Source organism: Pseudomonas sp. S2_F03 (assembly GCF_054668335.1).
In genome coordinates this window covers 811,300-836,705 of record NZ_CP162759.1, presented here as the reverse complement: position 1 = coordinate 836,705, position 25,406 = coordinate 811,300, and the positions used below count along the sequence as shown (strand labels likewise).

The following is a 25,406-nucleotide window of genomic DNA, read 5'->3' as shown; positions in this document are numbered from 1 at the left end:
CGATGGATTGGCTAATCCCGTCCATCTGAAAGTGCTATTGAAGGAGAAAGTTTCATGCAGATGAACCCCAACCGAGACACTCAGCTGTGCATGTCGCTCTCCGGGCGTCCCGGCAACTTCGGCCTGCGGTTTCACAATCACCTGTATGAACAACTGGGCCTGAATTTCTATTACAAGGCCTTCAGCAGCCAGGATTTGCCCGGCGCTGTCGGCGGTATTCGCGCCTTGGGCATTCGTGGCTGCGGGGTGTCGATGCCGTTCAAGGAAGCGTGTATCGAGCTGGTTGATGAACTGGACGCCTCGGCGGCGGCCATTCAATCAATCAACACCATCGTTAATACCGATGGCCATTTAAAGGCGTACAACACCGATTACATTGCCATCGAACAACTGCTCAAGACCCACGAAGTGCCCAAAGAGTCGACCTTTGCCCTGCGCGGCAGCGGCGGCATGGCCAAGGCCGTGGCCAGCGCGTTGCGTGATGGCGGCTACAAAAACGGTTTGATCGTCGCCCGAAATGAACGCGCCGGACGCGCCCTGGCTGAGTCGCTGGGCTACCAATGGCAAGCGGAACTGGGCGCACAGCGCCCGCAAATGCTGATCAACGTCACACCGATTGGCATGACGGGCGGTCCGGAAGCTGATCAACTGGCGTTTGATGCGCACGCGATTGCCAGCGCGCAGACTGTCTTCGATGTGGTGGCGATTCCCTCGGAAACACCGCTGATCGTGAGCGGTCGTGCGCAAGGCAAGCGGGTCATCACGGGGCTGGAAGTGATCGCGATCCAGGCACTGGAGCAGTTTGTGTTGTACACCGGTGTAAGGCCCACGGATGAGCAGTTTCACAAAGCCGTGGAATTTGCCCGCAGCTAGGAGGTGCCTATGCACCCGCGCATTCTCAATCTGAACCAGGTCGATCTTGAACCGTTGCCCGAAGCCCTGGCTCCTACCGGCGACACGGCCGGTCGCTACCAGCAGCGTTTCGCTCGCGTTGGCCAGCAATTGGGCGCGCAAAAGCTTGGGTATCGGCTGTATGCGCTGGAACCGGGCATGCGTGGCAGCCCGTTTCACTAGCCATCGGGTCAACGAGGAGATGTTTTACGTCGTGGCCGGGGCAGGGGAGGTACGCCTCGGGACCGAGCGTTTTCCCATCCGTGCGGGCGACGTGATTGCTTGTCCGTCAGGTGGTCCGGAAGCGGCGCATCAGATCATCAATACCAGCAACGCTGAACTGCGCTATCTGGCGGTGAGCACTCAGCAATCACCGGAAATTTGCGAGTACCCGGATTCCGGTAAATATGCGGTGATGGATGATTTCAAGGTGGATGCCGAGGGCAAGGCTTCGGGCTTCGTTGCCATCGCCCGGCCGGGCGACGGCGTGGATTATTGGGACGGTGAGTAACCTGTAGCAGCGTGTAGCAGCTGTCGAGCAGCGCGAGGCTGCGTCCGACTGCGAAGCAGGCGCTGAACCAGAACTTGCGGTGTTTCAGACAGACAGCGTTAGCCTGACTCACGACGGCTTCGCCGCCGGACGCAGCCTCGCGCTGCTCGACAGCTGCTACAAGCCGGACGCAGCCTCGCGCTGCTCGACAGCTGCTACAAGCCGGACGCAGCCTCGCGCTGCTCGACGGCTGCTACAAGCCGGACGAGCTGCTACGGGTTATTCGAGGCGGGCCAGGCGTTCTTCCAGCGCGGCAATTCGCGCTTCAAGCTCTTCGATTCGCTCAACCGACACCCCGCTGGCATTGCCTCGCTCCACCGGATTGTGCCGTGCCGCCAGAATCACCTCGATGTCTGCCGGATCACCCAACGCATGCATATACCGGTCCTCCCGCTGGCCGGCCTGCTTTGGAATCAACAGTGCCAAGCCCCGGGCAATCAAACGTTCCAGCTGATGCACCACCTGTTCGGCGTCTTCAAACTCATGCATGCGCCCGCTGCGGGTCAGTAATTCATTGGTCGTCTGCGGGCCGCGCAAGAACAACAGGCCTGTCAAAATCACTTGTGCCGGCACCAGTTCCAGGGCTTTGTCGACCTTGTGCTCCCAGCGATCCGCGCGGCTGCCCATCACCAGTTTGGCGAAGCCGCGTCCTTCCAGCGCCCGCAGGCTCTGGCCGACCTGACCCTGGGTCAGGTTCATCACCGGTTCGCGGCTGGTTTTCTGGTTGCAGGCGATCACCAGGGCATTGAGGGTCAGCGGATACGTTTCGGGGCTGGTGGCCTGTTTCTCGATCAGCGAGCCCAAAATGCGGATTTCCGTGCTGCTAAGTCGCGGCTCGTCAGAGGTTGTTTCTTGCTCAGTGCTCATGGTTGCGAATCCTTGCCCGGTTCATGTTTTTCACGTGCCTGGATGCACTTTAGATTGGCGAGCGCCAATGGCAACTGAATTCGTCGTGCGCCCCGCAGTAACCATGACGAAACCTAGATGAAATATTAACGACTTTTTTACAAAAGCGCGGGCACCTTAGGCGGGCTCGCGCGACGTCGTGCGCGCCGTACAAGGCGTCGTGGCCTCTGGCCGCATCGCCCCGAACTTCTGCCCCATGCATCGAGTCACTCGGTGTACGACACCTTCATTCGCCTCTGCTTACAAAAAACCAATAAAGGCGAGAGAGACTCCATGAACCAAGACATTTTTGTATCTGTACTGATTCCAGCCAAAAACGAAGCAAACAACCTCAGGCCACTGCTTGAGGAAATCCGCGTGGCGTTGGCCGATGAGGCTTACGAAATCATCGTCGTTGACGATGGCAGCACCGACGCCACCTTGCACGAACTGCGGCAAATGCGGCACAACGGGCTGGACGCATTGCGTATCCTGCACCATGAACGTTCGCTGGGGCAGAGCACTTCGCTTTACCACGCGGCGTTCGAAGCGCGCGGACAATGGCTGGCCACACTCGATGGCGACGGGCAAAACGACCCGGCGGACATCCCCGGTATGCTGGCACTGGTGCGCGGTGAGCCGGGACGCGTCGATGTGCAATTGGTGGCTGGGCACCGGGTCAATCGCCGCGATACCGCGAGCAAGCGCTGGGCTTCGCGTCTCGCCAACGGCCTGCGCAGCCGACTGCTCAAGGATTCCACCCCGGACACGGGATGCGGCTTGAAGTTGATCGAGCGTGCTGCGTTTTTGCGCCTGCCGTACTTCGACCACATGCATCGCTATATCCCGGCGCTGATCCAGCGCCATAACGGCCGAATGATCGTTCATCCGGTCAACCACCGCCCGCGCACCGCCGGGGTGTCCAAGTACGGCAATCTCGACCGCGCCCTGGTGGGCATTCTCGACCTGATCGGCGTCTGGTGGCTGATCAAACGCACGCGCCTGAACACCCATGCGCAGGAGATTGAAGGATGAATCTTTCCCGCGAAGCCATGTGGCTGGCAGTCGGTTTTATTGGCCAGATCGCCTTTACCGGCCGCTTTATCCTGCAGTGGCTGTACAGCGAGTACAAAAAACGCAGCGTGATCCCGGTGAGCTTCTGGTACCTGAGCATCGTCGGCAGCACCCTGTTGCTCGCGTACGCCATTTACCGTGAGGACCCGGTGTTCATTGTCGGGCAGGCCTTCGGTTCAATCGTCTATTTTCGCAATTTGCAGTTGATCGCCAAAAGCAAAAGCCTGAAGGAGTAGGTCATGCGCGGATCGTTATCGACCCGGAATATCACGTTACTTGCGGCGATCGCCATTGCGCTGCTGTTTTTCTGGGGATTGGGTAGCGTGCCGTTCCTCAGTGTCAACGAGGCTCGTCGCGCTGTCACCGTGCGGGAAATGCGCGAAGCCGGGAGCTGGTTGCTGCCGTACATGAACGGCGATTTGTACCTGTCCAAACCGCCGTTTTTCTATTGGGCGGGCCTGGTGTCGACGGCCGTGCTGGGCAGTTTGTCCGAGTGGAGTGTGCGCCTGCCGTCGGCGCTGGCCGCGATGTTGTGCTGCCTCGGCACGTATTGGTACGGCGTCAGGCAGGCCGGGCGCCAGGTCGGTTTGTTCGCCGTGGTGTTTCTGGCCGCCAACGGTGCTTTCAGTCTGTTCGCCCGCCGCTCTGAAATCGAAATGCTGCTGACCCTGCTGTGCTTTGGCGCATTGCTGGCAGCGTGGCAGTTCATCTTCCTGCAGGGCCGGGATGTCTGGCGCCGCCTCAGCTACGTCCTGCTTGGCTGTGCACTGCTGACGAAAGGCCCGGTGTGCCTGTTGTGGGTGACGGCGCCGATTCTGACGTACGCCTTGATCTACCGCGATGCGCGGGCCAAGGCTTACCTGTGTGACGGTTGGGGCTGGTTGATTGCCGTGGTGCTGGGCAGTTCCTGGTACGTGGCGGTGTCGGTAAGTCAGGGCTGGGGCATCTGGGCGTCGATCATCAGCGAAGACATCGTGAAGAAGATTGACGGGCAGGGCGCCGAGGCCTGGTACGCGTATCTACTGTACCTGGCCGGTGATTTCTTTCCATTCTGGCTGATTGTGTTTGTGCAGCCGCGCAAGTTCTGGGCAATGATCCGATCGCGCCGTGAAGCGGCCATGCTGCTGTGTTGCACGCTGCTGCCGCTGCTGGTTTTCTCGATGTTCACCGAAAAGCACGGCAAGTACCTGTTGCCGGTTTACCCGTCCATGGCGTTGCTGCTGGCCATGCACTGGGCGGCAGTGCTCGATGATCTGAAGGGGCGCTGGCGCACGGTCCTGGCGGTTGTGCCCTACGTGATGCTGGCCGGGTTCGTTGTGTTCTACATGTTCGTTGAAGCGCGGGTACTGGCTCACCGGGTCGCTGGCCTGGAACAGGTCGCGACATTGGCCGCAGGGCAACCGGGCCAAAAAGCCTACACCCTCGGCGAGCCGGATATCCGTCTGGTCTATTACCTGGGCCGGCCGGTTGCTGCGTTGACGGTGGAGCAGTTGCAGGGAGAGTCCCGGCCCGCGGGGTTGTTGTTCATGCAGGAGCCGCTCCAGCCAGAGCTACAGAACCTGGTGTCGTGCGCCGTTGGCGCGGTCAAACCTTATCTGAAACCGGAACGGGGCGCGGTCCTTGTTCGTTTGGGTGGCGAGTGCCGTTGATCGCCGCTTAAAAAGAGCGGTCGGAGGAGGGCTGCGCATGGCTATAATCGGCCGACGTTTCCCTCCTGTCACCACACGAGACCTGCCATGACCATCGCCCTGTACGACGCTTCTGTTCCTGTTTTCAAGCAAATGCTCAATGCCCTGAGCGATGTGCTGAACAAGGCCGAAGCCCACGCCACTGCCAAGAACATTGACCCGAACGCATTCCTGCAGGCACGTCTGTACCCGGACATGTTCCCACTGGTGCGTCAGGTACAGATCGCCGTTGATTTCGCCAAAGGCGTTTCCTCGCGCCTGGCCGAAATCGAGCTGCCGAAGTACGACGACACCGAAACCACCTTCGCTGAGCTGCAAGCACTGATCGCCAAGGTTCTGGCCTTCATCGGCGAGATCAAGCCGGAGCAGATCAACGGCAAGGAAGGCATCGAGATCGTTACCCGTCCGGGTACCCCTAAAGAGAAGCGCTTCAGTGGCCAGGCTTACCTGCTGACCTACGGCCTGCCGCAGTTCTTCTTCCACGTCACCACCACTTACGCATTGCTGCGTCACAACGGTGTGGAAGTGGGCAAGCGCGATTTCATGGGCGCGTTCTAAACCGTCCAGGTACAAAAAAGCCCCCGGAGCCTTAAGCTGCGGGGGCTTTTTCATGTGTACGCATTTATCAGCTACACCACGGTTCCTGTAGGAGTGAGCCTGCTCGCGATGGTGGAGTATCAGGCGACATCTATGTTGAATGATTGAACGCTATCGCGAGCAGGCTCGCTCCTACAAGGGTTTGTGTCAGGCCAAACGTTCGGCTTTCTGTTCTTCGCCCAGGCACGCCGCGGCGGTAAACAGCACGTCCGTGGAGGAGTTCAGCGCGGTCTCCGCCGAATCCTGCAATACACCAATGATGAAACCGACCGCCACCACCTGCATGGCGATTTCGCTAGGAATGCCGAACAGGCTGCACGCCAGCGGAATCAGCAACAGCGAACCGCCGGCCACGCCCGAAGCGCCACAGGCACAGATCGCTGCGACGACGCTCAGCAGAATGGCCGTCGGAATGTCCACGGCGATGCCCAAGGTGTGCACGGCTGCCAAGGTCAGCACAGTGATGGTGATCGCCGCGCCGGCCATGTTGATGGTCGCGCCCAGCGGGATCGATACCGAGTAGGTGTCTTCGTGCAGGCCCAGGCGCTTGCTCAGCTCCAGGTTGACCGGAATGTTCGCCGCCGAACTGCGCGTGAAGAACGCGGTAATGCCGCTCTCACGCAGGCAGGTCAGCACCAGCGGATAAGGGTTGCGACGCACCTTCCAGAACACGATCAGCGGGTTCATCACCAGCGCCACGAACAGCATGCAGCCCAGCAGCACGGCCAGCAGGTGTGCGTAGCCGATCAAGGCACCAAAACCGGAGGTGGCCAGGGTCGAGGACACCAGGCCGAAGATCCCCAGCGGGGCGAAGCGAATCACCACGCGCACGATCACGGTCACGCCATTGGACAAGTCACCCAGTACTTCGCGGGTGGTGTCGCCGGCGTGGCGAATGGCGATGCCCATGCCGATCGCCCACGCCAGGATGCCGATGAAGTTGGCGTTCATCAGTGCGCTGATCGGGTTATCAACCACGCTCAGCAGCAGGCTTTGCAGGACTTCGCCAATACCGCCCGGTGCCGTCACTGCGACGTCCTGGGTGGACAGCACCAGACTCGACGGGAACATCATGCTGGCCACGACGGCGACCACCGCGGCAGCGAAAGTCCCCAGCAGGTACAGGAACAGAATCGGCCGGATATGTGTTTCCTGACCGTGTTTATGGTTGGCAATCGAGGCCATGACCAACACGAACACCAAAATCGGCGCGACTGCTTTCAATGCGCTGACGAAGACTTTGCCAATAAACGCCGTGGACTTCGCCACTTCAGGCGCGAACAGGGCCAAGGCAATACCGGCGAGCAGGCCGATAACGATTTGCGTCACCAGGCTGGTGCGTTTCAGGCGTTGCAATAGAGAAGGGGATGAAGCAGTCATAAACAGCATCTCTGATTTTTTATAAGTGCAAGGTTTCGCAGGTTTGCGGCAATAAACGGGGGCAGGCCACAGGCGGGAAACCGGAAAGGGGTGTAGTGCCGATCAGTCAGCCATCACACAAAAATTGCGTTTTGGTTTAACTGATCGGCATTAACCACAGGGTGTACATTTTGCAGGGCGCGGACTTTATCACAGCGCAGGACCGTTCTTTCAGACCTGTGAGCAACTGACGCTATGGCGTTCAACGAGATAGGCAGGTTCGTGCAACCCTGTTTTGAATCACTCTGTTAAGATTCGCCATCCTCACTTTCAAGTTGCCAGTGGGCCTTCGGGCTATCGCTGGTGTCGTCGTTTTCTGGAGCTCTGCATGCTGTTGCCCATTCTTCTGTTGTCCGCCGCCGGTTTTACGGTGCTGACCACGGAATTCGTCATCGTCGGCCTGTTGCCGGCCATCGCCCGGGACCTGGACGTCTCGATCCCGCAAGCGGGGTTGCTGGTGACGTTGTTTGCCTTCACCGTCGCCGCCTTCGGACCGTTCCTGACCGCCTACTTCGCCAGGTTTGAGCGCCGTAAACTGTTCATCAGCGTGCTGATCATGTTCGGTCTGGCCAATACCCTCGCGGCCTTTGCGCCCAATATCTGGGTGATGGCATTTGCCCGGTTGATTCCTGCGCTCGGGTTGCCGGTGTTCTGGGCCCTGGCCAGCGAGACGGCGGTGGACATCGTCGGCCCCGATTACGCCGGGCGGGCCATCGCCAAGATCGGTTTCGGGATTGTCTGCGCCACGGTGTTCGGCATTCCGGTGGGCACGCTGATTTCCGATGCATTCGGCTGGCGCAGTGCCTTCGGTATTCTCGCTGTCATTGCCTTTGCCAAAGCCTTGCTGCTGTTCATTTACCTGCCCAAAACCGATCTGCATCAGCATCAGGTGAGTTTCCGTTCGCAATTCAAAATCCTGCGCAGCCCGCTGATGCTCGGCCACGTGCTGCTGTCGATTGTGGTCTTCAGCGGGATGTTTACCGCGTACACCTACCTGGCGGACATTCTTGAGCGCCTGGCCGGTTTCAACGGCACGGTGGTCGGCTGGTGCCTGATGGGCTTTGGCGCGGTCGGACTGATCGGTAATTCGCTGGGCGGTCGCGCGGTGGACCGCCATCCGCTTATCGCTTCGATGATGTTCTGTGCCTTCATGATTTCCGGCCTGGTAACGCTGGTGCCAAATATCCATTCGCCCCTCGGTCTGGCGGCGGCGATGGGTATCTGGGGCGTGACTCAGGCGGCGCTGTTCCTGGTCAGCCACGTGCGCCTGATGAAGGCCGCGCCCGAGGCCCCGGCGTTCGCCGCGTCGCTGAACATTGCCGGGGCCAACCTCGGCATCGGCCTGGGCGCCATCGTTGGCGGCCGGGTTATCGACAGTGTCGGGTTGCAAGGCCTTGGTTTTGCGGCGGCCGGTTTTATCCTTGCTTCGATTCTGCTGGCCATTGCGCTGATGACCTTCAAGCCTCGTGAGATTTACGCCTGACGGTTGAAAGGTCGGTAAACAACTGGCGTCGGGCGCCTTCGGTAATCGCCACGATGCCGGGGTGCTTGACCTTGCGCTCCACTGAAATGGCGTAGAACGACTCGGTCACGGCGTCGGTCTGGCCAATCAACTCCACGCCACATTGGCGTTTCACTTCATCGGCAATCACGCTCGGGCCGATGAAGATCCCGCTGCCGGACTGACCGAAAGCCTGCATCAGCGCACTGTCGTCGAACTCGCCGACAATGCGCGGCTGGATTTGCTGCTCGGCGAACCAGCGCTGCAAGCGGTTGCGCACCACGGTTTCCGGCCCCGGAATCAACAGTGGCGCGCCGTGCAGGCCGCGGGGGAAATCCTGACCGTGCTGCGCGGCCAGTTCCGCCGTGGCAAAGAAGCTGATCCCGCATTCCCCGAGTTTCTGGCTATAGCCCTTGATGTCCAGATGCGAGGGCATCGGGCTGTCGGAAATCACCATGTCCAGGCGCTGGATTGCCAGGTCGGCGAGCAACCGCTCGAGCTTGTCCTCGCGGCAGGTGATGCGCAGCGGCTCGCTCAGCTCCATGGTCGGCGCGATCAGCCGATAGACGATCGACTTGGGCACGACGTCCGCGACCCCCACACGAAATTGAATCTGCTGCTCGTTGGGCTGTGCGCGCAGCATCAACTCCAGTTCACCGCCCAACTGAAACATCTGCTCGGCGTAGGGCAGGGCCTGACGGCCCGCCTCGGTGAGTTCAAGCTGTCGGCCGACCCGTCGAAACAACTCGATGCCGTAGGTTTGTTCGAGCAGGGAAATCTGCCCGCTGATGGTCTGTGGTGTCAGGTTGAGCTGCTCGCAGGCGCGCACGATGCTGCCGGTCTTGGCTACCACCCAGAAGTAATGCAATTGCCGATAGTTGAGCATCGCGGTCTACAGTTCGTAAAAATCGAAGTATAACCGCTAAAAATACGAATTTTCCTGAAGTGTTTGTCTCCCTAGAATGCGTCGCTATCAACGGGCCATCGTTTTGGTGCCGTTTGTTCTAATGAGGGAAACATCATGAAGCTTAAAACCACAGCTGTGCTGTTCGCGTCTTTACTGCTGTTGGCCGGTTGCGACCAGGCGGAAAAAAGTGCTCAGCAACTGATGGGCAAGGCTGCCGAAAGCGCCAAACAGGCAATTGACGAGACCCACAAAGCCGCCGAACAAGCGCTCAGCGACGCCACTAACGGTGTTATCAGCAAAAAAGAGTCATCGGGTGAAGAGAAAGACAAAGCCCAATCCCAGGAAATCTAACGTCTAATACGAGTCAGGACTGACCCATGGAATACCTTTTAGAACTTGCTGCAAGCCCTACCGCCTGGGTCGCCCTGGCTACTTTGGTGGTGATGGAAATCGTGCTCGGCATCGATAACCTGATCTTCATCTCGATCCTGACCAATAAGCTGCCTGAGCAGCACCGGCAGAAAGCCCGCCGTATTGGTATCGGCATGGCGTTGATCCTGCGCCTGGCACTGCTGAGCACCATTGCGTTCATCGTCCAGTTGACGGCGCCTGTGATCGAACTTCTCGGCCATGCGTTCTCCTGGAAGGACATGATCCTGATTGCCGGCGGCCTGTTCCTGTTGTGGAAGGCGACCACCGAGATCCATCACAGCATGGACCCGGCGCCGGAAGATCCGAAATCGGCGACGTCCACTGTGACCCTGGGCTTTGCGGCTGCGATCGGTCAGATCCTGATGCTGGACATGGTGTTTTCCATCGACAGCATCATTACCGCTGTCGGCATGACCGAGCATTTGCCGATCATGATCATTGCGGTGGTGGTGTCGGTCCTGGTGATGTTGCTGGCGGCTGATCCATTGGCCAAGTTCATCAACGACAACCCGACGGTGGTGATGCTGGCGCTGGGCTTCCTGATCATGATCGGCATGACGCTGATCGCCGAAGGCTTCGGCGCCCACGTACCGAAAGGCTACGTCTATGCGGCCATGGCGTTCTCGGCCACGATTGAATGCTTGAACATGATGTCCCGCCGGGCCAGGCAGAAGCGCGTAGCGACTGAAGCTTAATCGGCAATAAACGAAAAGGCCGCCTGAGTGTTCAGGCGGCCTTTTTTTTGAAGGCTGAAATAGGCCGATCAGTGCAAGGTGGCGTGATGCTCAGCTGGTTTTTCGCTTTTGGCCACAGGCGCTGATTGCACCGGGTGGTGATGATGCCGTCGGGTAATGCGCAGGACACCCCACAACATGGCGGCGGCAACGGCCAGCCAGCCGGAAATCAACATCACGATCGTCATAACAAGGCTCATCGTGCCTCCTCTTTGCCCTGCATCGGGCACACACGCTTTGCAACTGTCAGTCTAGTCGGTGCTGTGTGTCAGACAATTGACCAAAGGTCGCCTGTCACTAACGAGTTCGCTCTATCGAATGCGCGCAACTGCCGGTTAAAGCTATACCGGCACCGCGCGTCGTCCTATGATCGACGGCCAAGCCGGGAGTGTGGTGCCTGGCGCCTGAACAGAGAGTGAACATGGAGCGGGTATTTTCTCGAATTCGAACGGCAGCACTGATCGTTGGCTGCGTTGCCGGATTGGCGGGGTGCGCCGGGAGCGTCGCACCTGAGATCAAGCGTCTGCCGGAGCGGGTGGAGCTCAGTGGTACGTTCTACCGCGGGCAAGCCTTTCAAAGTGGACCGCAAGTGCTGGCCAGCCTGTTGGCGCAACAGGGCATAGTCATTACCCCTGGCTTGCTGGAAAAGCCCCTGCATTTGCCGGGCGCCGAAGACAAGTTACAGCAGAACATGCAGAACCTGGCCCGAGAGTACGGGATGGTGGTTTACCCCCTCGACAACACTTTGCCCGCGCTGCTGACTCAGGTCGCCGCCGGCTATCCGGTGATGGTGCGTTTCACCGAAGGTACGGCGCTCTGGGCTGAGCCGCGCTACGCCATTCTCGCTGGATACAACAGTAAGAAGCAGACCGTGTTGCTGCGCGCGGGGATGAATCGTCGGGACTTGATGAGTTTCAGTTCGTTTGAATCGTCATTCAAGGACGCTGGCGGCTGGGCCGTGCTGATCCTGAAGCCGGATCAGATTCCGGCCAACGTCGATCAGCAGCGTTGGCTCAAGGCGGCCAATGAGCTGGGGCAGGCCGGTCAGGAGCAAGCAGCTGCGCGGGCAAAAAGGCCCTGACGGCGCAGTAGGTCTCCGTTCGTCATTCTGCAGGGCACTGCCGTGCACAGCGGCTCTCTAAAGGACAGGGCCCGGATTTGTCCGGGCCGTACCAAGGAGGCGCCCATGGCACATTCCACTACCCCTGTCGGCCCGCATTCGTCTGAGCATTCTTCGGGCGATGAGCTGGGTTTCGATCCCGATTCGCCAGACCTCGCCGATCCCCAGGTCGATCCCATCGGTCCGGCCAAGGCACCCAGGGACGTGAAGCCGGGTGACAATCCCAAGGCACCAGCGAAGCCTTACGACCCCTTGGCTGATCTGAAACCCTGAGCCCTGATGAGGTGCCTATGTCTACCGATTCGAGTTTCGACGACAAGCGTCCGGACAGCGTTCCTACAAACCCCGAAGGGACCGCGACGGACCCTGTGATGGATCCGAACAGCCCGCTGCGCGATCCTTTGGCACGGCCGGTGTCGCCAAAAGCGCACCCTGAGGGCTGGAGAGACCCGAGCAAGGGGGACGGTATTCCTGACGACGATCAGATGCCGCTGCCCAACGATTAACCCTCAGACAAAAAAAGCCCCGATTTTTCGGGGCTTTGTTTTTGGGAGCGCTGGTTTACTTTGAGGCTTCAATCACACCGCTCTGACGTTGCTTGAGGTTCTTGTCAGACTTGTACTGCAAGGCCACCGACGGCACGTCTGCGCCTTTGCCGGTTTCGACCCAATTGCGAATACGGGTGGCGTCGGCAAAGTGAGTGTACTTGCCGTAAGCGTCGAGGATGACCAGCGCAACCTGGCGGTTACCCATGCTGGTGACCAGCACCAGGCAGTGACCCGCCTGATTGGTGAAGCCGGTTTTCGTCAGCTGGATGTCCCAATCGTCTTTGCGCACCAAGTGGTCGGTATTGCGGAACTGCAGGCTGTAGTTGGGCTTGCGGAACGACACGATTTTTTCTTTGGTGGTACTCAGTTCGGTCAATAGCGGTTGCTTGTGCGCTGCGACCAGCAGTTTGCTCAAGTCGCGAGCGGTGGACACGTTGTGCGGGGAGAGACCGGTCGGTTCGACGAAGTGGGTGTTGGTCATGCCCAGTGCCTTGGCCTTGGCGTTCATGGCGGCAATGAATGCCGCATAGCCACCCGGGTAGTGGTGGGCCAGGCTTGCCGCCGCGCGGTTTTCCGAAGACATCAGCGCAATCAGCAGCATTTCCCGGCGTGGCATCTCACTGTTGAGCTTGACTCGGGAAAACACCCCTTTCATCTCTGGCGTGTCACTGATGTTGATGTTGATGATTTCGTCCATGTTCTGGCGCGCTTCAACCACGACCAGGCCGGTCATCAACTTGCTCACGGAAGCGATAGGGACCACTACGTCGGGGTTGCTGGCGTAGATGATTTTGTTGGTCTGCATATCCATGACTAATGAACTGCCCGACGCGAGTTTGAGATGTGTTGCATCTCGAGGCGCAGCGGTCGTATCGCCAGCGTTGGCGATTGGCGTGATGAAAGTTCCTGTAACTGCAAAAAATAGGCTCAGGATCGAAAGACGGATTTTCACGCTGGCAGACTCATTATGTGTTGATAAGCCGTTTTGTAACGGGCTATTTCGTAAAAAGCGCGACATTCTGGAGTATGGCTGAATAACTGTCGATGGTTGTTCCAGTAAGAGATGAAAGTGTTTGGAAACATGAAAAATATGTCATTTTCCGGCGGGTGGTCGGGCTTTTTCTGCAGGCAAAAAAACCCCGCCAGTAGCGGGGTTCTTGATTGGCCATTTACGTCTGCTTTGTCACTTAGCGGTGCAGGGTTTCGGCCGCGTACAGCGTGTTTTCCAGCAGGCAGGCACGGGTCATCGGGCCAACACCGCCCGGTACGGGTGTAATCCAGCCAGCACGGGGCAGGGCGGTTTCGTAGATCACGTCGCCGACCAGTTTACCGTCTTCCTGGCGATTGATGCCGACATCGATCACGATCGCGCCTTCCTTGATCCATTCACCCTTGACCAGGCCTGGCTTGCCAGCGGCAACCACCACCAGGTCAGCGCGGCCGACATGGCCAGCCAGATCCTTGGTGAAGCGGTGGGTAACGGTCACGGTGCAACCGGCCAGCAGCAACTCCATCGCCATCGGGCGGCCAACAATGTTGGACGCGCCGACAATCACGGCATCCATCCCGTAGAGATCGGCACCGGTGCTTTCCAGCAAGGTCATGATGCCTTTAGGGGTGCAGGGGCGCAGCAGCGGAATACGTTGGGCCAGGCGACCGACGTTATAAGGGTGGAAGCCGTCGACGTCTTTGTCCGGACGAATGCGCTCCAGCAATTTGGAGGCGTCCAGGTGTTCCGGTAAAGGAAGCTGAAGCAGAACGCCGTCGATTGCCGGGTCGTCGTTCAGACGATCGATCAGATCGGTCAGTGCTTCTTGAGTGGTTTCGGAAGGCAGGTCATAGGCTTGGGAGATAAAGCCGACCTCTTCACAGTCTTTACGCTTGTGCGAGACATAAACCTGAGAGGCGGGATCGCTGCCGACCAGGATCACCGCGAGCCCCGGCGTGCGCAGACCTTGCTGGCGACGTTCGGTAACGCGTTTGGCGATCTGCTGGCGCAGGCTGGCGGCGATCGATTTGCCGTCGATTAGTTGTGCAGTCATTGCGCGTGATTAACCATCGAGAGGGGAAAAAAAGAGAACGCATTCTCGCATGTCATGAGGTGAGGGCAAAGGCGCTTGGTCTGCAAATTCCCCTAACTCCTTTAATTAAATGAATTTTTTTTAAAAAGGATTTGACGACCTCCGGGGGGCTCTATACTATTCGTCGCACTTGTCGGGCACAGCCTAGCACTGGTTGGGAAGGTCGAACGGAGTTACGATTCCGCAAGACTGGAAAGCACTTAGTTTGTAGTCCTCCAAGGTTACAGCTAACAAGGCGCCCGTAGCTCAGCTGGATAGAGCATCCGCCTTCTAAGCGGATGGTCGCAGGTTCGAGTCCTGCCGGGTGCGCCATTAGGCAGCTTTGGCACAAGTAGCGCAATATGGTGGGCGTAGCTCAGTTGGTAGAGCACGGGATTGTGACTCCCGTTGTCGTGGGTTCGATCCCCATCGTCCACCCCATATTTCGAAAGGCGCCAGATTAACAGTCTGGCGCCTTTGCTTTAAAGGCTTCAATGCGGATGTGGTGGAATTGGTAGACACACTGGATTTAGGTTCCAGCGCCGCGAGGCGTAAGAGTTCGAGTCTCTTCATCCGCACCAAATAAAGCTTCATTCATGCCGATTGGCGTGGTTGGGGTTTACAAAGAGGTTGTTTGGCTTCTTTGACAGGCAATATGGTGGGCGTAGCTCAGTTGGTAGAGCACGGGATTGTGACTCCCGTTGTCGTGGGTTCGATCCCCATCGTCCACCCCATATTTCGAAAGGCGCCAGATTTAACAGTCTGGCGCCTTTTTTGTTTCAGTGGTTCGAGTATTTGGCGGCTGCAGGTTCTGGGTCGCAGGGGTGGGGCGTTTCGTCGTATTTTTGTTTCTCGATGATGCCGCGCTGCCCGCCGACCTTGCTTGCAAGATCGGCTGTCAGGGAGATGATTGGCAGCCTCTTCTATATATAGAAGGGTTGGCGCAGAGCCCTGGCGTAATTGGCTGTATTTGCCATCGGGGCGAGGTGCATTCGTGCATTCGCACCTATAAATTGCCTGCTGCGTTTTTACCCGTTTTCAGTAGGGTGACTTCTTGAGTTTGACCCACTAGAATGCATGCCCTTGATTCTGGGGTCGGAAACGGCCGGCTAACGTCTGTGCAACGAGGAATATCCATGCAAGTTTCTGTTGAAAATACTACTGCTCTTGAGCGCCGCATGAGCGTCACCGTGCCGGCTGAGCGCATTGAGAGCCAGGTCAACAAGCGTCTGCAGCAGACTGCCCAAAAGGCCAAGATTGCTGGCTTCCGTCCAGGCAAAGTGCCAATGAGCGAAATCAAGCGCCGTTTCGGTGCTGACGCTCGCCAGGAAGCTGTAGGCGATGTGATCCAGTCTTCCTTCTACGAAGCTGTGGTTGAGCAGAAGCTGAACCCGGCTGGTCAACCTTCGATCGAGCCTAAGTCCCTGGAAGCGGGCAAGGACCTGGAATACGTTGCTGTATTCGAAGTGTTCCCTGAGTTCACTGTTGCCGGTTTCGAAGGTATCACCGTAGAGCGCCTGAGCGCTGACGTGGCTGATGCCGATCTGGACAAAATGCTGGAAATCCTGCGCAAGCAGAACACCCGTTTCGAAGTGGCCGATCGCGCTGCCCAGAACGAAGACCAACTGAACATCGATTTCGTCGGCAAAGTTGACGGTGAAGTGTTCGCTGGCGGTTCCGCCAAGGGCACTCAGCTGGTGCTGGGTTCGGGTCGCATGATCCCTGGTTTCGAAGACGGTCTGGTTGGCGCTAAAGCCGGCGAAGAGCGTGTTCTGAACCTGACCTTCCCTGAGGACTACCAGAACCTGGACCTGGCTGGCAAAACCGCCGAGTTCACCGTGACTGTCAACACCGTTTCCGAGCCAAAACTGCCAGAGCTGACCGAAGAATTCTTCGCTCAATTCGGCATCAAGGAAACCGGTCTGGAAGGCTTCCGCACCGAAGTTCGCAAGAACATGGAGCGCGAACTGCGCCAGGCGATTAAATCCAAGGTCAAGAATCAGGTAATGGACGGTCTGCTGGCCACCAACCCGATCGAAGTGCCTAAGGCTCTGCTGTCCAACGAAGTTGACCGTCTGCGCGTGCAGGCTGTTCAGCAGTTCGGCGGCAACATCAAGCCGGACCAACTGCCGGCCGAGCTGTTCGAAGAACAAGCCAAGCGCCGCGTAGTACTGGGCCTGATCGTTGCTGAAGTGGTCAAGCAATTCGACCTCAAGCCTGACGAAGCCCGCGTTCGCGAGATGATTCAGGAAATGGCTTCGGCCTACCAAGAGCCTGAGCAAGTCGTGTCCTGGTACTACAAGAACGAGCAGCAACTGAACGAAGTCCGTTCGGTTGTGCTGGAAGAACAAGTTGTGGATACTGTTCTGCAGAAGGCTAGCGTGACCGACAAATCGGTCTCTTACGAAGAAGCAGTCAAGCCGGTAGAAGCTCCACAAGCCGACTGATCGTTTTTGCGATAAGAAGTACACACCATAAGCCAGCCTTCGTGCTGGCTTATGCGTATTCAAGACATAACTATTTGGGAGTGACTGCAGAGCATGTTCCGTAATTCGTATATTCAGCAGAACTCTGATATCCAGGCCGCAGGCGGCCTGGTCCCGATGGTTGTCGAGCAGTCCGCTCGTGGCGAGCGCGCCTACGACATCTACTCGCGCCTCCTCAAGGAGCGAGTGATCTTTCTGGTTGGCCCGGTAGAGGACTACATGGCCAACCTGATCTGTGCGCAATTGCTGTTCCTTGAAGCGGAAAACCCGGACAAGGACATCCATCTCTATATCAACTCCCCGGGCGGTTCGGTGACGGCTGGCATGTCGATCTACGACACCATGCAGTTCATCAAGCCAAACGTGTCGACCACCTGTATCGGTCAGGCGTGCAGCATGGGCGCGTTCCTGTTGACCGCCGGTGCCCAGGGCAAGCGTTACTGCCTGCCGAACTCGCGTGTGATGATTCACCAGCCACTGGGCGGTTTCCAGGGCCAGGCTTCGGATATCGAAATCCATGCCAAGGAAATCCTCTTCATTCGTGAGCGTCTCAACACGCTGATGGCCAAGCACAGCGGGCGCACGCTTGAGGAAATCGAGCGCGATACCAACCGCGATAATTTCATGAGTGCAGACGCTGCACGTGAGTACGGGTTGATCGATGAAGTGATCAGCCAGCGCCCCGCTTAATATAAGCAACTCAAAATAGGGTTGGTCGGCTCGTCCGATCACCAGCGGGCTTGAAAAAGCCCGCAATAGCCTTCATCTTGTGTTGCAAGCCTATCGGATTTGGATCGAACGAATGACTGACACCCGCAACGGCGAGGACAACGGCAAGCTGCTCTATTGCTCCTTCTGTGGCAAAAGCCAGCATGAAGTACGCAAATTGATTGCCGGCCCCTCGGTCTTTATCTGCGACGAGTGCGTCGACCTGTGCAATGACATCATCCGTGAGGAGGTGCAGGAAGCCCAGGCCGAAAGCAGCGCGCATAAATTGCCTTCGCCTAAAGAAATCAGCGGCATCCTTGATCAGTACGTGATTGGTCAGGAGCGTGCGAAAAAGGTTCTGGCCGTAGCGGTGTACAACCACTACAAGCGCCTGAACCAGCGTGACAAAAAGAATGACGACGTCGAGCTTGGCAAGAGCAACATCTTGCTGATCGGCCCGACAGGCTCGGGTAAAACCCTGCTTGCCGAAACACTGGCCCGCTTGCTGAACGTTCCGTTCACCATCGCCGACGCAACCACCCTCACCGAGGCGGGTTATGTGGGTGAAGATGTCGAGAACATCATTCAGAAGCTGCTGCAGAAGTGCGATTACGACGTAGAAAAAGCCCAGATGGGCATTGTCTACATTGATGAGATCGACAAGATCTCGCGCAAGTCTGACAACCCGTCGATCACCCGGGACGTTTCCGGTGAGGGCGTGCAGCAGGCCCTGCTCAAGTTGATCGAAGGCACGGTCGCTTCCGTTCCGCCGCAAGGTGGCCGCAAGCATCCGCAGCAGGAGTTCCTGCAGGTTGACACCCGTAACATCCTGTTCATCTGCGGTGGTGCGTTCTCCGGTCTGGAAAAGGTTATTCAAAACCGTTCCACCAAGGGTGGCATCGGCTTCAACGCAGAAGTACGCAGCAAGGAAGAAGGCAAGAAAGTCGGTGAGTCCCTGCGTGAAGTCGAGCCTGACGATCTGGTCAAGTTCGGTCTGATCCCGGAATTCGTCGGACGTCTGCCGGTACTTGCCACGCTGGACGAGCTTGATGAGGCTGCGCTGATGCAGATTCTCACCGAGCCGAAAAATGCTCTGACCAAGCAGTATGCCAAGCTGTTCGAGATGGAAGGTGTGGACCTGGAGTTCAGGACTGACGCACTGAAATCAGTCGCCAAACGTGCCCTGGAACGCAAGACCGGTGCCCGTGGACTGCGTTCGATTCTCGAAGGTGTATTGCTCGACACTATGTATGAAATCCCCTCGCAGTCCGAGGTGAGTAAAGTAGTGATCGACGAAAGCGTTATAGAAGGCAAGTCCAAGCCACTGTATATCTACGAAAACAGTGAGCCTGCTGCCAAGGCCGCGCCAGACGCTTAAGCGTCATGCAGCCGGAACAAAGAAGGGGCCTTCGGGCCCCTTTGCTATTGTGGGCGCTGGATTGTCGGATCGCCGCACCGCAGCGAAAGCGACCTGACAGCCATCCATTCCCTTAGCTTCCTAAGGTTGCGATCTTTTACTGCTTTTATCCGCTTGTTTTTTTCCAGAGCAGCCCCCATCTTGGTTTCAAGCTTACTTCCATCTGTTTACGGCCTTATGGCCGCCGTAGAGGCGAAATCATGAAGACAACCATCGAATTGCCTCTCCTGCCATTGCGTGATGTTGTGGTTTATCCGCACATGGTTATCCCGCTGTTCGTGGGGCGCGAGAAATCCATCGAAGCCCTCGAGGCAGCGATGACGGGCGACAAGCAGATCCTTCTGCTGGCTCAGAGAAACCCTGCTGACGACGATCCCGGTGAAGATGCACTTTATCGCGTAGGTACTATTGCAACCGTTCTACAGCTGCTCAAGCTGCCTGACGGCACGGTCAAGGTTTTGGTCGAAGGCGAGCAGCGGGGCGCCGTGGAGCGCTTCAGCGAAGTGGACGGCCACTGCCGCGCCGAAGTCTCGCTGATCGATGAAGTCGACGCGCCTGAGCGCGAGTCGGAAGTCTTTGTTCGCAGCCTGCTGGCTCAGTTCGAACAATATGTACAGTTGGGCAAGAAAGTCCCGGCTGAAGTGCTGTCGTCGCTCAACAGCATCGACGAGCCAGGCCGCCTGGTCGACACCATGGCCGCGCACATGGCCCTGAAGATCGAGCAGAAGCAGGAAATTCTCGAAATCATCGATTTGTCGGCCCGTGTCGAGCACGTTCTGGCGCTGCTGGATGCCGAGATTGACCTGCTGCAAGTTGAAAAACGCATTCGTGGTCGCGTCAAAAAGCAAATGGAGCGCAGTCAGCGCGAGTACTACCTGAATGAGCAGATGAAGGCCATTCAGAAGGAGCTCGGCGACAGCGACGAAGGCCACAACGAAATCGAAGAGCTGAAAAAGCGCATCGATGCCGCTGGCCTGCCCAAAGATGCCTTGGCCAAAGCCCAGGCTGAACTGAACAAACTAAAGCAAATGTCGCCAATGTCCGCGGAAGCGACCGTGGTGCGTTCGTATATCGACTGGCTGGTTCAGGTGCCGTGGAAGGCCCAGAGCAAAGTCCGTCTGGACCTTGCGCGCGCCGAGGACATTCTCGACGCCGACCACTACGGTCTGGAAGAAGTCAAAGAGCGGATCCTCGAATACCTCGCCGTGCAAAAACGCGTGAAGAAAATTCGTGGCCCGGTGTTGTGCCTGGTCGGTCCTCCGGGCGTGGGTAAAACCTCGCTGGCGGAGTCGATTGCCCACGCCACCAACCGCAAATTCGTGCGCATGGCCCTTGGTGGTGTGCGTGATGAGGCTGAAATTCGTGGCCATCGCCGTACTTACATCGGTTCGATGCCAGGAAGATTGATTCAAAAGATGACAAAGGTGGGCGTCCGCAACCCGCTGTTCCTGCTTGATGAAATCGACAAGATGGGCAGCGACATGCGTGGCGATCCGGCGTCGGCGTTGCTGGAAGTGCTCGACCCCGAGCAGAACCACAACTTCAACGATCACTACCTGGAAGTCGACTACGACCTGTCCGATGTGATGTTCCTGTGCACCTCGAACTCCATGAACATCCCGCCGGCATTGCTGGACCGGATGGAAGTGATTCGTCTGCCGGGCTACACCGAAGACGAGAAAATCAACATCGCCGTCAAATACCTCTCGCCGAAGCAGATCACTGCCAACGGCTTGAAGAAAGGCGAGCTGGAATTCGACGCCGAAGCGATCCGCGACATCATCCGTTACTACACCCGCGAAGCCGGTGTGCGTGGGCTGGAGCGCCAGATTGCCAAGGTTTGCCGCAAGGCGGTCAAAGAGCATGCGATGGAAAAACGCTTCTCGGTGAAGGTCACTGCCGAGATGCTCGAACACTTCCTGGGCGTGCGTAAATTCCGCTACGGCCTGGCTGAGTCGCAGGATCAGATCGGTCAAGTGACCGGGCTGGCATGGACTCAAGTGGGTGGCGAGCTGCTGACCATTGAAGCCGCCGTGGTCCCGGGTAAAGGTCAATTGATCAAGACCGGTTCCCTGGGTGATGTGATGGTCGAATCGATCACTGCAGCGTTGACCGTGGTTCGTAGTCGTGCGAAGAGCCTGGGGATTCCCCTGGACTTCCACGAGAAGCGCGACACGCATATTCACATGCCGGAAGGGGCGACCCCGAAAGACGGTCCTAGCGCTGGCGTAGGCATGTGCACGGCCCTGGTATCGGCACTGACCGGGATCCCGGTGCGTGCGGACGTCGCCATGACGGGTGAAATCACCCTGCGTGGTCAGGTGCTGGCCATTGGTGGTTTGAAAGAAAAACTGCTGGCCGCTCACCGTGGCGGAATCAAGACAGTGATCATTCCTGAAGAGAACGTACGCGATCTGAAGGAAATTCCTGACAATATCAAGCAAGATCTGCAGATTAAACCGGTTAAATGGATTGACGAGGTCCTGCAAATTGCGCTGCAATACGCGCCGGAGCCCCTGCCTGATGTGGCTCCTGAGATAGTTGCAAAGGATGAAAAACGCGAGTCTGACTCTAAGGAAAGAATTAGCACGCATTAGTACGCATTTGGCCGGGTGGCTTCCTTGACAGCTTTTTAGAGCCCTTGTTATAAAGCGGCTCTTAAGTGTCTGTAGGCCATTCAGCACACGTTTTTGCTTTCACCAAAAAAACTTAGAATCATACTCAAATAGATAGATATAAGGGGACTTAGAGTGAACAAGTCGGAACTGATTGATGCTATCGCTGCATCCGCTGATATCCCGAAAGCTGCTGCTGGCCGTGCGCTGGACGCAGTAATCGAATCCGTCACTGGCGCTCTCAAGGCTGGCGACTCCGTTGTTCTGGTTGGTTTCGGTACTTTCTCCGTAACTGATCGTCCAGCTCGCATTGGTCGTAACCCACAGACCGGTAAGACACTGGAAATCGCGGCAGCCAAAAAACCAGGTTTCAAAGCCGGTAAAGCACTGAAAGAAGCTGTCAACTAAGCTCGATTCAGGTTTTTGCCTATCCGGGTCGGGGTCATGCCTGACCTGGCAGCGGAGCGGTAGTCCAGCCGGCGAATGCCGGTCTGAGACACTGAGGGTCGCAAGTTCGAACCCTCGGTCCGCTCCGCCAGTTACGAGAAGGCGCATCCCCGGATGCGCCTTTCTTCTATCCGGATTCTACCCACGCTCCACGGTTGCCTAATTTTTGAAGTTCAACCGTTTCTGGGGGACGCATGCTGCAGAATATCAGGGACAATTCACAAGGCTGGATTGCCAAGACCATCATCGGGGTCGTCGTTGCATTGATGGCTTTGACCGGTTTCGATGCCATTTTCAAGGCCACCACGCACAGCAATGATGCGGCCAAGGTCAATGGCGAAGAAATCAGCCAGAACGAGCTGAGCCAAGCGGTTGATATGCAACGCCGTCAGCTCATGCAACAGCTGGGCAAGGATTTCGACGCTTCCTTGCTGGATGAAAAAATGCTGCGCGAATCGGCCCTCAAAGGCTTGATCGACCGTAAATTGCTGCTGCAAGGCGCACAGAACTCGAAATTCGCTTTCTCCGAAGGCGCCCTGGACCAAGTAATCCTGCAGACGCCTGAATTCCAGGTCGACGGCAAGTTCAGCCCTGAGCGTTTCGATCAGGTGATCCGTCAGCTCGGTTACAGCCGTATGCAGTTCCGCCAGATGCTGGCTCAGGAAATGCTGATTGGTCAGCTGCGTGCTGGCCTGGCAGGTAGCGGATTCGTCACCGACGCCCAGGTGCTGGCCTTCGCTCGTCTGGAAAAACAGACCCGTGATTTCGCCTCCCTGAACGTCAAGGTTGACCCGGCGGCTGTGAAGCTGACCGACGATGAAGTCAAAGCCTACTACGACGAACACGCCAAGGAGTTCATGACGCCGGATCAGGTGGTCATCGATTACCTGGAATTGAAGAAGGCTTCCTTCTTTGATCAAGTCAGCGTCAAGGACGAAGACCTGCAAGCGGCGTATCAGAAAGAAATCGCGAACCTGTCCGAACAGCGTCGGGCTGCGCACATTCTGATCGAAGTGAACGACAAGATGACCGAGGCGCAAGCCAAGGCCAAGATCGAAGAAGTGCAGGCGCGCCTGGCCAAAGGTGAGAAATTCGAGGCCTTGGCCAAAGAGTTCTCCCAGGACCCGGGTTCGGCCAACAATGGCGGCGACCTTGGCTACGCAGGTCCAGGTGTCTACGACCCGGTCTTCGAAAAAGCCCTGTATTCGCTGAACAAGGATCAAGTCTCCGAGCCGGTTCGTACTGACTTCGGTTTCCACCTGATCAAGCTGTTGGGTGTGGAAGCACCTGAAGTGCCAACGTTTGCCAGCCTGAAAGACAAGCTGACCCGTGAGCTGAAAGCCCAGCAAGTGGAGCAGCGGTTCGTCGAGGCGACCAAACAATTGGAAGACGCCTCGTTCGAAGCGTCCGATCTGGCCCAGCCAGCACAAGACCTGAAGCTGACTGTTCACACCTCCAAGCCGTTTGGTCGTGAAGGCGGTGAGGGGATTGCAGCCAACCGTGCCGTGATCACCGCTGCGTTCAGTCCTGAAGTGCTGGATGAAGGTGCCAACAGCACCGCCATCGAGCTCGATCCGGAAACCGTGATCGTGCTGCGCGCCAAGGAACACCTCAAGCCTGCACAATTGCCGCTGGAAAGCGTGAATGTCGCCATTCGCACGCAATTGGCCAAGGAGCACGCCAGCTCTGCCGCCAAGACCAAGGCTGAACAGCTGATTGCCAGCCTGCGCGACGGCAAGACCCCACTGGACAAAGCCATTGAAGGCCAGAACTGGAAAGTGATCGAAGCGGCTACCCGCGCTCAGGAAGGGGTTGACCCAACCGTGCTGCAAGCGCTGTTCCGGATGCCAAAACCAGCCGCCAAGGACAAGCCGACTTTCAGCAGCGTGACCCTGGCCGATGGTAGCCTGGTGATCGTGCGCTTGAATAACGTGAACGAAGCGGCCGCGCCGACCGATGAAGAGAAGGCTCAATACCGTCGCTTCCTCGCCTCGCGCATTGGCCAGCAGGACTTCGCGGCTTACCGCAAGCAGTTGGAAAGCGAAGCTGACATCAAGCGTTACTGATGCCTGATTAGCTCATTGCTGCAAAAAGACCCCGGTCCAAAGGCTGGGGTTTTTTTTGCCCGCAGAAAAACAAAACGGTTATCCGTCGCCCAATGTGAGTACGGATCGACTTTTTACGTCAAAGGCAGTCTTTACACTTGTAACTGTTTTAAGACACTAATCGATACGCCGCTAAGCATCGATCTGTTGCACAATACGCCCCGGACCGTTTTCCTCAGGATGTTCAATGTTTAAATCAATTCCCATGCGCCTCGTCGGGTTGGCACTGGTGCTCGCTGCTGCTGCCGGCTGCTCGTCCAAGAAAGCCGCGATCTATGAGCATGAGAACTTCTCCGACTCCGGCACCTTTTCGCGCAATTACCCGGTGAGCGATGCGCAGACCTGCGAAGCCGCCCGTCGCGCCTTGCTCAGCCAGGGTTACATCATTACCAGCAGCGACCCCAAGTTGATCAGTGGGCACAAAAGTTTCCAGCAGACTGGCGAAACCCACATGGAGATCAGTTTCAGTGTGGTCTGTGCCGATGATGGCAGCGACGGGCACCACGCGACCATGTTTGCCAACGCCCTGCAGGACCGTTACGCGCTGAAGAAGACCAATAACTCCGCCAGCCTCGGTGTCGGTGTGTTGGGTTCGGTGTCGATGCCGATCGGCTCGTCCGACGACTCGATGGTCAAGGTCGCCAGCGAAACCGTTTCGTCGGCCAAGTTCTACGAGCGTTTTTTCACGCTGGTCGAATTGTTCCTGCCACCGGAAGCGAAGAAAGCCGCACACATCGTCGAGAAACCGAAGACTGACCTGGGCGTGCCTGAAGCCAAAGCGGCGCCTGCAGCGTTAGCGCCAACGCCTGCGGAACCGACGCCAGCGCCAGCACCGGCTGCTGAGCCTGCACCGGCCCCTACGGCCTCTGAACCTGTTGCACCGCCGGTCGAAACCGCTCCGATTACCCCGGCACAAAACAGCGAACCGGCACCGACCGCAGAAGCTGTCACGCCGCCACCACAGTCGGACCTGCCGCCACCTAGCGAGCCGATTCCGGCCATGCCCATCTCTGGTCATTAAGCGTTTATCTACGGGGTCGGGTCAGACGACATCGATCCCGTAGGCGCTTAACGTTGATCTGCGTCAGCCGGGCCGTAGTCCTACAGCCTGTATCGAAAAAACCTGTGATAAATTCCTGACCGCCTGCTACGTTTTATTGAGTAGCCGCTGAGCGGTGCACCTGCGTCATTTTTCTTTCACGGGGGCACTTTATGCTTGGGG

The 25,406-nt window shown here is 57.6% G+C and carries 23 protein-coding genes, 4 tRNA genes and 2 pseudogenes; 23 read left to right on the top strand and 6 right to left on the bottom strand.

Annotated features, from left to right (window positions below; all coding sequences use genetic code 11):
- Positions 1 to 54: 54 nt before the first annotated feature.
- Complete coding sequence (locus AB4N76_RS03940) at positions 55 to 873, top strand: shikimate 5-dehydrogenase (protein ID WP_046032581.1); 819 nt, start codon at positions 55 to 57, stop codon at positions 871 to 873.
- A 9-nt stretch (positions 874 to 882) separates the two neighbouring features.
- Positions 883 to 1,402 (top strand): annotated as a pseudogene (locus AB4N76_RS03935) (cupin domain-containing protein).
- A 258-nt stretch (positions 1,403 to 1,660) separates the two neighbouring features.
- Here AB4N76_RS03935 and AB4N76_RS03930 read toward each other — a convergent pair.
- A complete protein-coding gene (locus AB4N76_RS03930) occupies positions 1,661 to 2,308 on the bottom strand; it encodes a YceH family protein (protein ID WP_046032579.1) in 648 nt (215 codons plus the stop codon).
- Between the two features lie 312 nt (positions 2,309 to 2,620).
- Between AB4N76_RS03930 and AB4N76_RS03925 the strand changes: the two genes are divergently transcribed.
- The 4 genes from AB4N76_RS03925 to AB4N76_RS03910 all read left to right on the top strand — a co-directional run bounded on the left by AB4N76_RS03925 (position 2,621) and on the right by AB4N76_RS03910 (position 5,646).
- Complete coding sequence (locus AB4N76_RS03925) at positions 2,621 to 3,361, top strand: glycosyltransferase family 2 protein (RefSeq protein WP_046032578.1); 741 nt, start codon at positions 2,621 to 2,623, stop codon at positions 3,359 to 3,361.
- On the top strand, positions 3,358 to 3,636 hold the full coding sequence (locus AB4N76_RS03920; protein WP_109786648.1) for a lipid-A-disaccharide synthase N-terminal domain-containing protein: 279 nt from the start codon (positions 3,358 to 3,360) through the stop codon (positions 3,634 to 3,636). Before AB4N76_RS03925 ends, AB4N76_RS03920 begins: the two co-directional genes overlap by 4 nt.
- A 3-nt stretch (positions 3,637 to 3,639) precedes the next feature.
- Positions 3,640 to 5,049 carry an ArnT family glycosyltransferase gene (locus AB4N76_RS03915; RefSeq protein ID WP_109786647.1) on the top strand — a complete coding sequence of 470 codons (1,410 nt, stop codon included), beginning with the start codon at positions 3,640 to 3,642 and terminating at the stop codon, positions 5,047 to 5,049.
- A gap of 87 nt (positions 5,050 to 5,136) precedes the next feature.
- Positions 5,137 to 5,646, top strand: a complete 510-nt coding sequence (locus AB4N76_RS03910) for a DUF1993 domain-containing protein (RefSeq protein ID WP_046032575.1) — start codon at positions 5,137 to 5,139, stop codon at positions 5,644 to 5,646.
- A 186-nt stretch (positions 5,647 to 5,832) separates the two neighbouring features.
- On the opposite strand, the gene sstT is transcribed toward AB4N76_RS03910, so the two are convergent.
- Complete coding sequence (gene sstT, locus AB4N76_RS03905; protein ID WP_109786668.1) at positions 5,833 to 7,065, bottom strand: serine/threonine transporter SstT; 1,233 nt, start codon at positions 7,063 to 7,065, stop codon at positions 5,833 to 5,835.
- A 367-nt stretch (positions 7,066 to 7,432) separates the two neighbouring features.
- On the opposite strand from sstT, the gene AB4N76_RS03900 reads away from it, so the two are divergent.
- On the top strand, positions 7,433 to 8,587 hold the full coding sequence (locus AB4N76_RS03900) for an MFS transporter (RefSeq protein WP_046032574.1): 1,155 nt from the start codon (positions 7,433 to 7,435) through the stop codon (positions 8,585 to 8,587).
- On the opposite strand, the gene nhaR is transcribed toward AB4N76_RS03900, so the two are convergent.
- Positions 8,562 to 9,491, bottom strand: coding sequence for a transcriptional activator NhaR (gene nhaR, locus AB4N76_RS03895; protein WP_046032573.1), 930 nt, complete (start codon positions 9,489 to 9,491; stop codon positions 8,562 to 8,564). The genes AB4N76_RS03900 and nhaR overlap by 26 nt on opposite strands.
- A gap of 135 nt (positions 9,492 to 9,626) precedes the next feature.
- Here nhaR and AB4N76_RS03890 point away from each other — a divergent pair, with 135 nt between their 5' ends.
- Entirely contained in the window at positions 9,627 to 9,863 is a 237-nt protein-coding gene (locus AB4N76_RS03890; protein WP_046032572.1) for a hypothetical protein, read from the top strand.
- Between the two features lie 26 nt (positions 9,864 to 9,889).
- A complete protein-coding gene (locus AB4N76_RS03885; RefSeq protein ID WP_046032571.1) occupies positions 9,890 to 10,639 on the top strand; it encodes a TerC family protein in 750 nt (249 codons plus the stop codon).
- A gap of 68 nt (positions 10,640 to 10,707) precedes the next feature.
- On the opposite strand, the gene AB4N76_RS03880 is transcribed toward AB4N76_RS03885, so the two are convergent.
- On the bottom strand, positions 10,708 to 10,878 hold the full coding sequence (locus AB4N76_RS03880) for a hypothetical protein (RefSeq protein WP_460164178.1): 171 nt from the start codon (positions 10,876 to 10,878) through the stop codon (positions 10,708 to 10,710).
- Positions 10,879 to 11,044: 166 nt separating this feature from the next.
- On the opposite strand from AB4N76_RS03880, the pseudogene AB4N76_RS03875 reads away from it, so the two are divergent.
- From AB4N76_RS03875 to AB4N76_RS03865, 3 genes and pseudogenes are all read left to right on the top strand, one after another.
- Positions 11,045 to 11,759, top strand: a pseudogene (locus tag AB4N76_RS03875) (cysteine peptidase family C39 domain-containing protein).
- A 105-nt stretch (positions 11,760 to 11,864) separates the two neighbouring features.
- Positions 11,865 to 12,071: a DUF6021 family protein gene (locus AB4N76_RS03870; protein WP_027925384.1), complete on the top strand. Its 207-nt coding sequence runs from the start codon at positions 11,865 to 11,867 to the stop codon at positions 12,069 to 12,071.
- Between the two features lie 17 nt (positions 12,072 to 12,088).
- Positions 12,089 to 12,304: a hypothetical protein gene (locus tag AB4N76_RS03865; RefSeq protein ID WP_046032569.1), complete on the top strand. Its 216-nt coding sequence runs from the start codon at positions 12,089 to 12,091 to the stop codon at positions 12,302 to 12,304.
- Between the two features lie 55 nt (positions 12,305 to 12,359).
- Here AB4N76_RS03865 and pbpG read toward each other — a convergent pair whose 3' ends face one another.
- On the bottom strand, positions 12,360 to 13,298 hold the full coding sequence (gene pbpG, locus AB4N76_RS03860) for a D-alanyl-D-alanine endopeptidase (RefSeq protein WP_046032568.1): 939 nt from the start codon (positions 13,296 to 13,298) through the stop codon (positions 12,360 to 12,362).
- Between the two features lie 235 nt (positions 13,299 to 13,533).
- Positions 13,534 to 14,388, bottom strand: coding sequence for a bifunctional methylenetetrahydrofolate dehydrogenase/methenyltetrahydrofolate cyclohydrolase FolD (gene folD / locus AB4N76_RS03855; protein WP_460164177.1), 855 nt, complete (start codon positions 14,386 to 14,388; stop codon positions 13,534 to 13,536).
- A gap of 274 nt (positions 14,389 to 14,662) precedes the next feature.
- On the opposite strand from folD, the gene AB4N76_RS03850 reads away from it, so the two are divergent.
- From AB4N76_RS03850 to AB4N76_RS03800, 11 genes are all read left to right on the top strand, one after another.
- Positions 14,663 to 14,739, top strand: a tRNA-Arg gene (locus AB4N76_RS03850).
- Positions 14,740 to 14,771: 32 nt separating this feature from the next.
- A tRNA-His gene (locus tag AB4N76_RS03845) sits at positions 14,772 to 14,847 on the top strand.
- A gap of 55 nt (positions 14,848 to 14,902) precedes the next feature.
- Positions 14,903 to 14,987: transfer RNA gene (locus AB4N76_RS03840), tRNA-Leu, on the top strand.
- A 77-nt stretch (positions 14,988 to 15,064) separates the two neighbouring features.
- Positions 15,065 to 15,140, top strand: a tRNA-His gene (locus AB4N76_RS03835).
- 402 nt (positions 15,141 to 15,542) lie between these two features.
- Positions 15,543 to 16,853 (top strand): trigger factor, encoded by a 1,311-nt coding sequence (gene tig / locus AB4N76_RS03830; RefSeq protein WP_460164176.1) that lies wholly within the window; start codon positions 15,543 to 15,545, stop codon positions 16,851 to 16,853.
- A 93-nt stretch (positions 16,854 to 16,946) separates the two neighbouring features.
- On the top strand, positions 16,947 to 17,582 hold the full coding sequence (gene clpP, locus AB4N76_RS03825) for an ATP-dependent Clp endopeptidase proteolytic subunit ClpP (protein ID WP_015094302.1): 636 nt from the start codon (positions 16,947 to 16,949) through the stop codon (positions 17,580 to 17,582).
- 112 nt (positions 17,583 to 17,694) lie between these two features.
- On the top strand, positions 17,695 to 18,978 hold the full coding sequence (clpX, locus tag AB4N76_RS03820; RefSeq protein ID WP_046032565.1) for an ATP-dependent Clp protease ATP-binding subunit ClpX: 1,284 nt from the start codon (positions 17,695 to 17,697) through the stop codon (positions 18,976 to 18,978).
- A 239-nt stretch (positions 18,979 to 19,217) separates the two neighbouring features.
- Positions 19,218 to 21,614, top strand: coding sequence for an endopeptidase La (gene lon / locus AB4N76_RS03815; RefSeq protein WP_046032564.1), 2,397 nt, complete (start codon positions 19,218 to 19,220; stop codon positions 21,612 to 21,614).
- 153 nt (positions 21,615 to 21,767) lie between these two features.
- The gene (locus AB4N76_RS03810; RefSeq protein WP_002552737.1) at positions 21,768 to 22,040 is read left to right on the top strand and encodes an HU family DNA-binding protein; all 273 of its coding nucleotides are present in this window, start codon (positions 21,768 to 21,770) and stop codon (positions 22,038 to 22,040) included.
- A gap of 233 nt (positions 22,041 to 22,273) precedes the next feature.
- Positions 22,274 to 24,145, top strand: a complete 1,872-nt coding sequence (locus tag AB4N76_RS03805) for a SurA N-terminal domain-containing protein (RefSeq protein ID WP_077431772.1) — start codon at positions 22,274 to 22,276, stop codon at positions 24,143 to 24,145.
- A 226-nt stretch (positions 24,146 to 24,371) separates the two neighbouring features.
- On the top strand, positions 24,372 to 25,205 hold the full coding sequence (locus AB4N76_RS03800; protein WP_046032562.1) for a DUF2242 domain-containing protein: 834 nt from the start codon (positions 24,372 to 24,374) through the stop codon (positions 25,203 to 25,205).
- Positions 25,206 to 25,406 lie beyond the last annotated feature (201 nt).

What these genes read in the sequence shown, in the direction of transcription:
- lon (WP_046032564.1), top strand. Translation starts at nt 19,218, where the DNA reads ATGAAGACAACCATCGAATTGCCTCTCCTGCCATTGCGTGATGTTGTG.
- clpX (WP_046032565.1), top strand. Translation starts at nt 17,695, where the DNA reads ATGACTGACACCCGCAACGGCGAGGACAACGGCAAGCTGCTCTATTGC.
- nhaR (WP_046032573.1), bottom strand. Translation starts at nt 9,491, where the DNA reads ATGCTCAACTATCGGCAATTGCATTACTTCTGGGTGGTAGCCAAGACC.
- AB4N76_RS03925 (WP_046032578.1), top strand. Translation starts at nt 2,621, where the DNA reads ATGAACCAAGACATTTTTGTATCTGTACTGATTCCAGCCAAAAACGAA.
- tig (WP_460164176.1), top strand. Translation starts at nt 15,543, where the DNA reads ATGCAAGTTTCTGTTGAAAATACTACTGCTCTTGAGCGCCGCATGAGC.
- AB4N76_RS03870 (WP_027925384.1), top strand. Translation starts at nt 11,865, where the DNA reads ATGGCACATTCCACTACCCCTGTCGGCCCGCATTCGTCTGAGCATTCT.
- AB4N76_RS03910 (WP_046032575.1), top strand. Translation starts at nt 5,137, where the DNA reads ATGACCATCGCCCTGTACGACGCTTCTGTTCCTGTTTTCAAGCAAATG.
- AB4N76_RS03865 (WP_046032569.1), top strand. Translation starts at nt 12,089, where the DNA reads ATGTCTACCGATTCGAGTTTCGACGACAAGCGTCCGGACAGCGTTCCT.
- AB4N76_RS03930 (WP_046032579.1), bottom strand. Translation starts at nt 2,308, where the DNA reads ATGAGCACTGAGCAAGAAACAACCTCTGACGAGCCGCGACTTAGCAGC.
- sstT (WP_109786668.1), bottom strand. Translation starts at nt 7,065, where the DNA reads ATGACTGCTTCATCCCCTTCTCTATTGCAACGCCTGAAACGCACCAGC.
- AB4N76_RS03890 (WP_046032572.1), top strand. Translation starts at nt 9,627, where the DNA reads ATGAAGCTTAAAACCACAGCTGTGCTGTTCGCGTCTTTACTGCTGTTG.
- AB4N76_RS03920 (WP_109786648.1), top strand. Translation starts at nt 3,358, where the DNA reads ATGAATCTTTCCCGCGAAGCCATGTGGCTGGCAGTCGGTTTTATTGGC.
- AB4N76_RS03805 (WP_077431772.1), top strand. Translation starts at nt 22,274, where the DNA reads ATGCTGCAGAATATCAGGGACAATTCACAAGGCTGGATTGCCAAGACC.
- folD (WP_460164177.1), bottom strand. Translation starts at nt 14,388, where the DNA reads ATGACTGCACAACTAATCGACGGCAAATCGATCGCCGCCAGCCTGCGC.
- AB4N76_RS03880 (WP_460164178.1), bottom strand. Translation starts at nt 10,878, where the DNA reads ATGAGCCTTGTTATGACGATCGTGATGTTGATTTCCGGCTGGCTGGCC.
- AB4N76_RS03885 (WP_046032571.1), top strand. Translation starts at nt 9,890, where the DNA reads ATGGAATACCTTTTAGAACTTGCTGCAAGCCCTACCGCCTGGGTCGCC.
- AB4N76_RS03800 (WP_046032562.1), top strand. Translation starts at nt 24,372, where the DNA reads ATGTTTAAATCAATTCCCATGCGCCTCGTCGGGTTGGCACTGGTGCTC.
- AB4N76_RS03940 (WP_046032581.1), top strand. Translation starts at nt 55, where the DNA reads ATGCAGATGAACCCCAACCGAGACACTCAGCTGTGCATGTCGCTCTCC.
- clpP (WP_015094302.1), top strand. Translation starts at nt 16,947, where the DNA reads ATGTTCCGTAATTCGTATATTCAGCAGAACTCTGATATCCAGGCCGCA.
- AB4N76_RS03900 (WP_046032574.1), top strand. Translation starts at nt 7,433, where the DNA reads ATGCTGTTGCCCATTCTTCTGTTGTCCGCCGCCGGTTTTACGGTGCTG.
- AB4N76_RS03915 (WP_109786647.1), top strand. Translation starts at nt 3,640, where the DNA reads ATGCGCGGATCGTTATCGACCCGGAATATCACGTTACTTGCGGCGATC.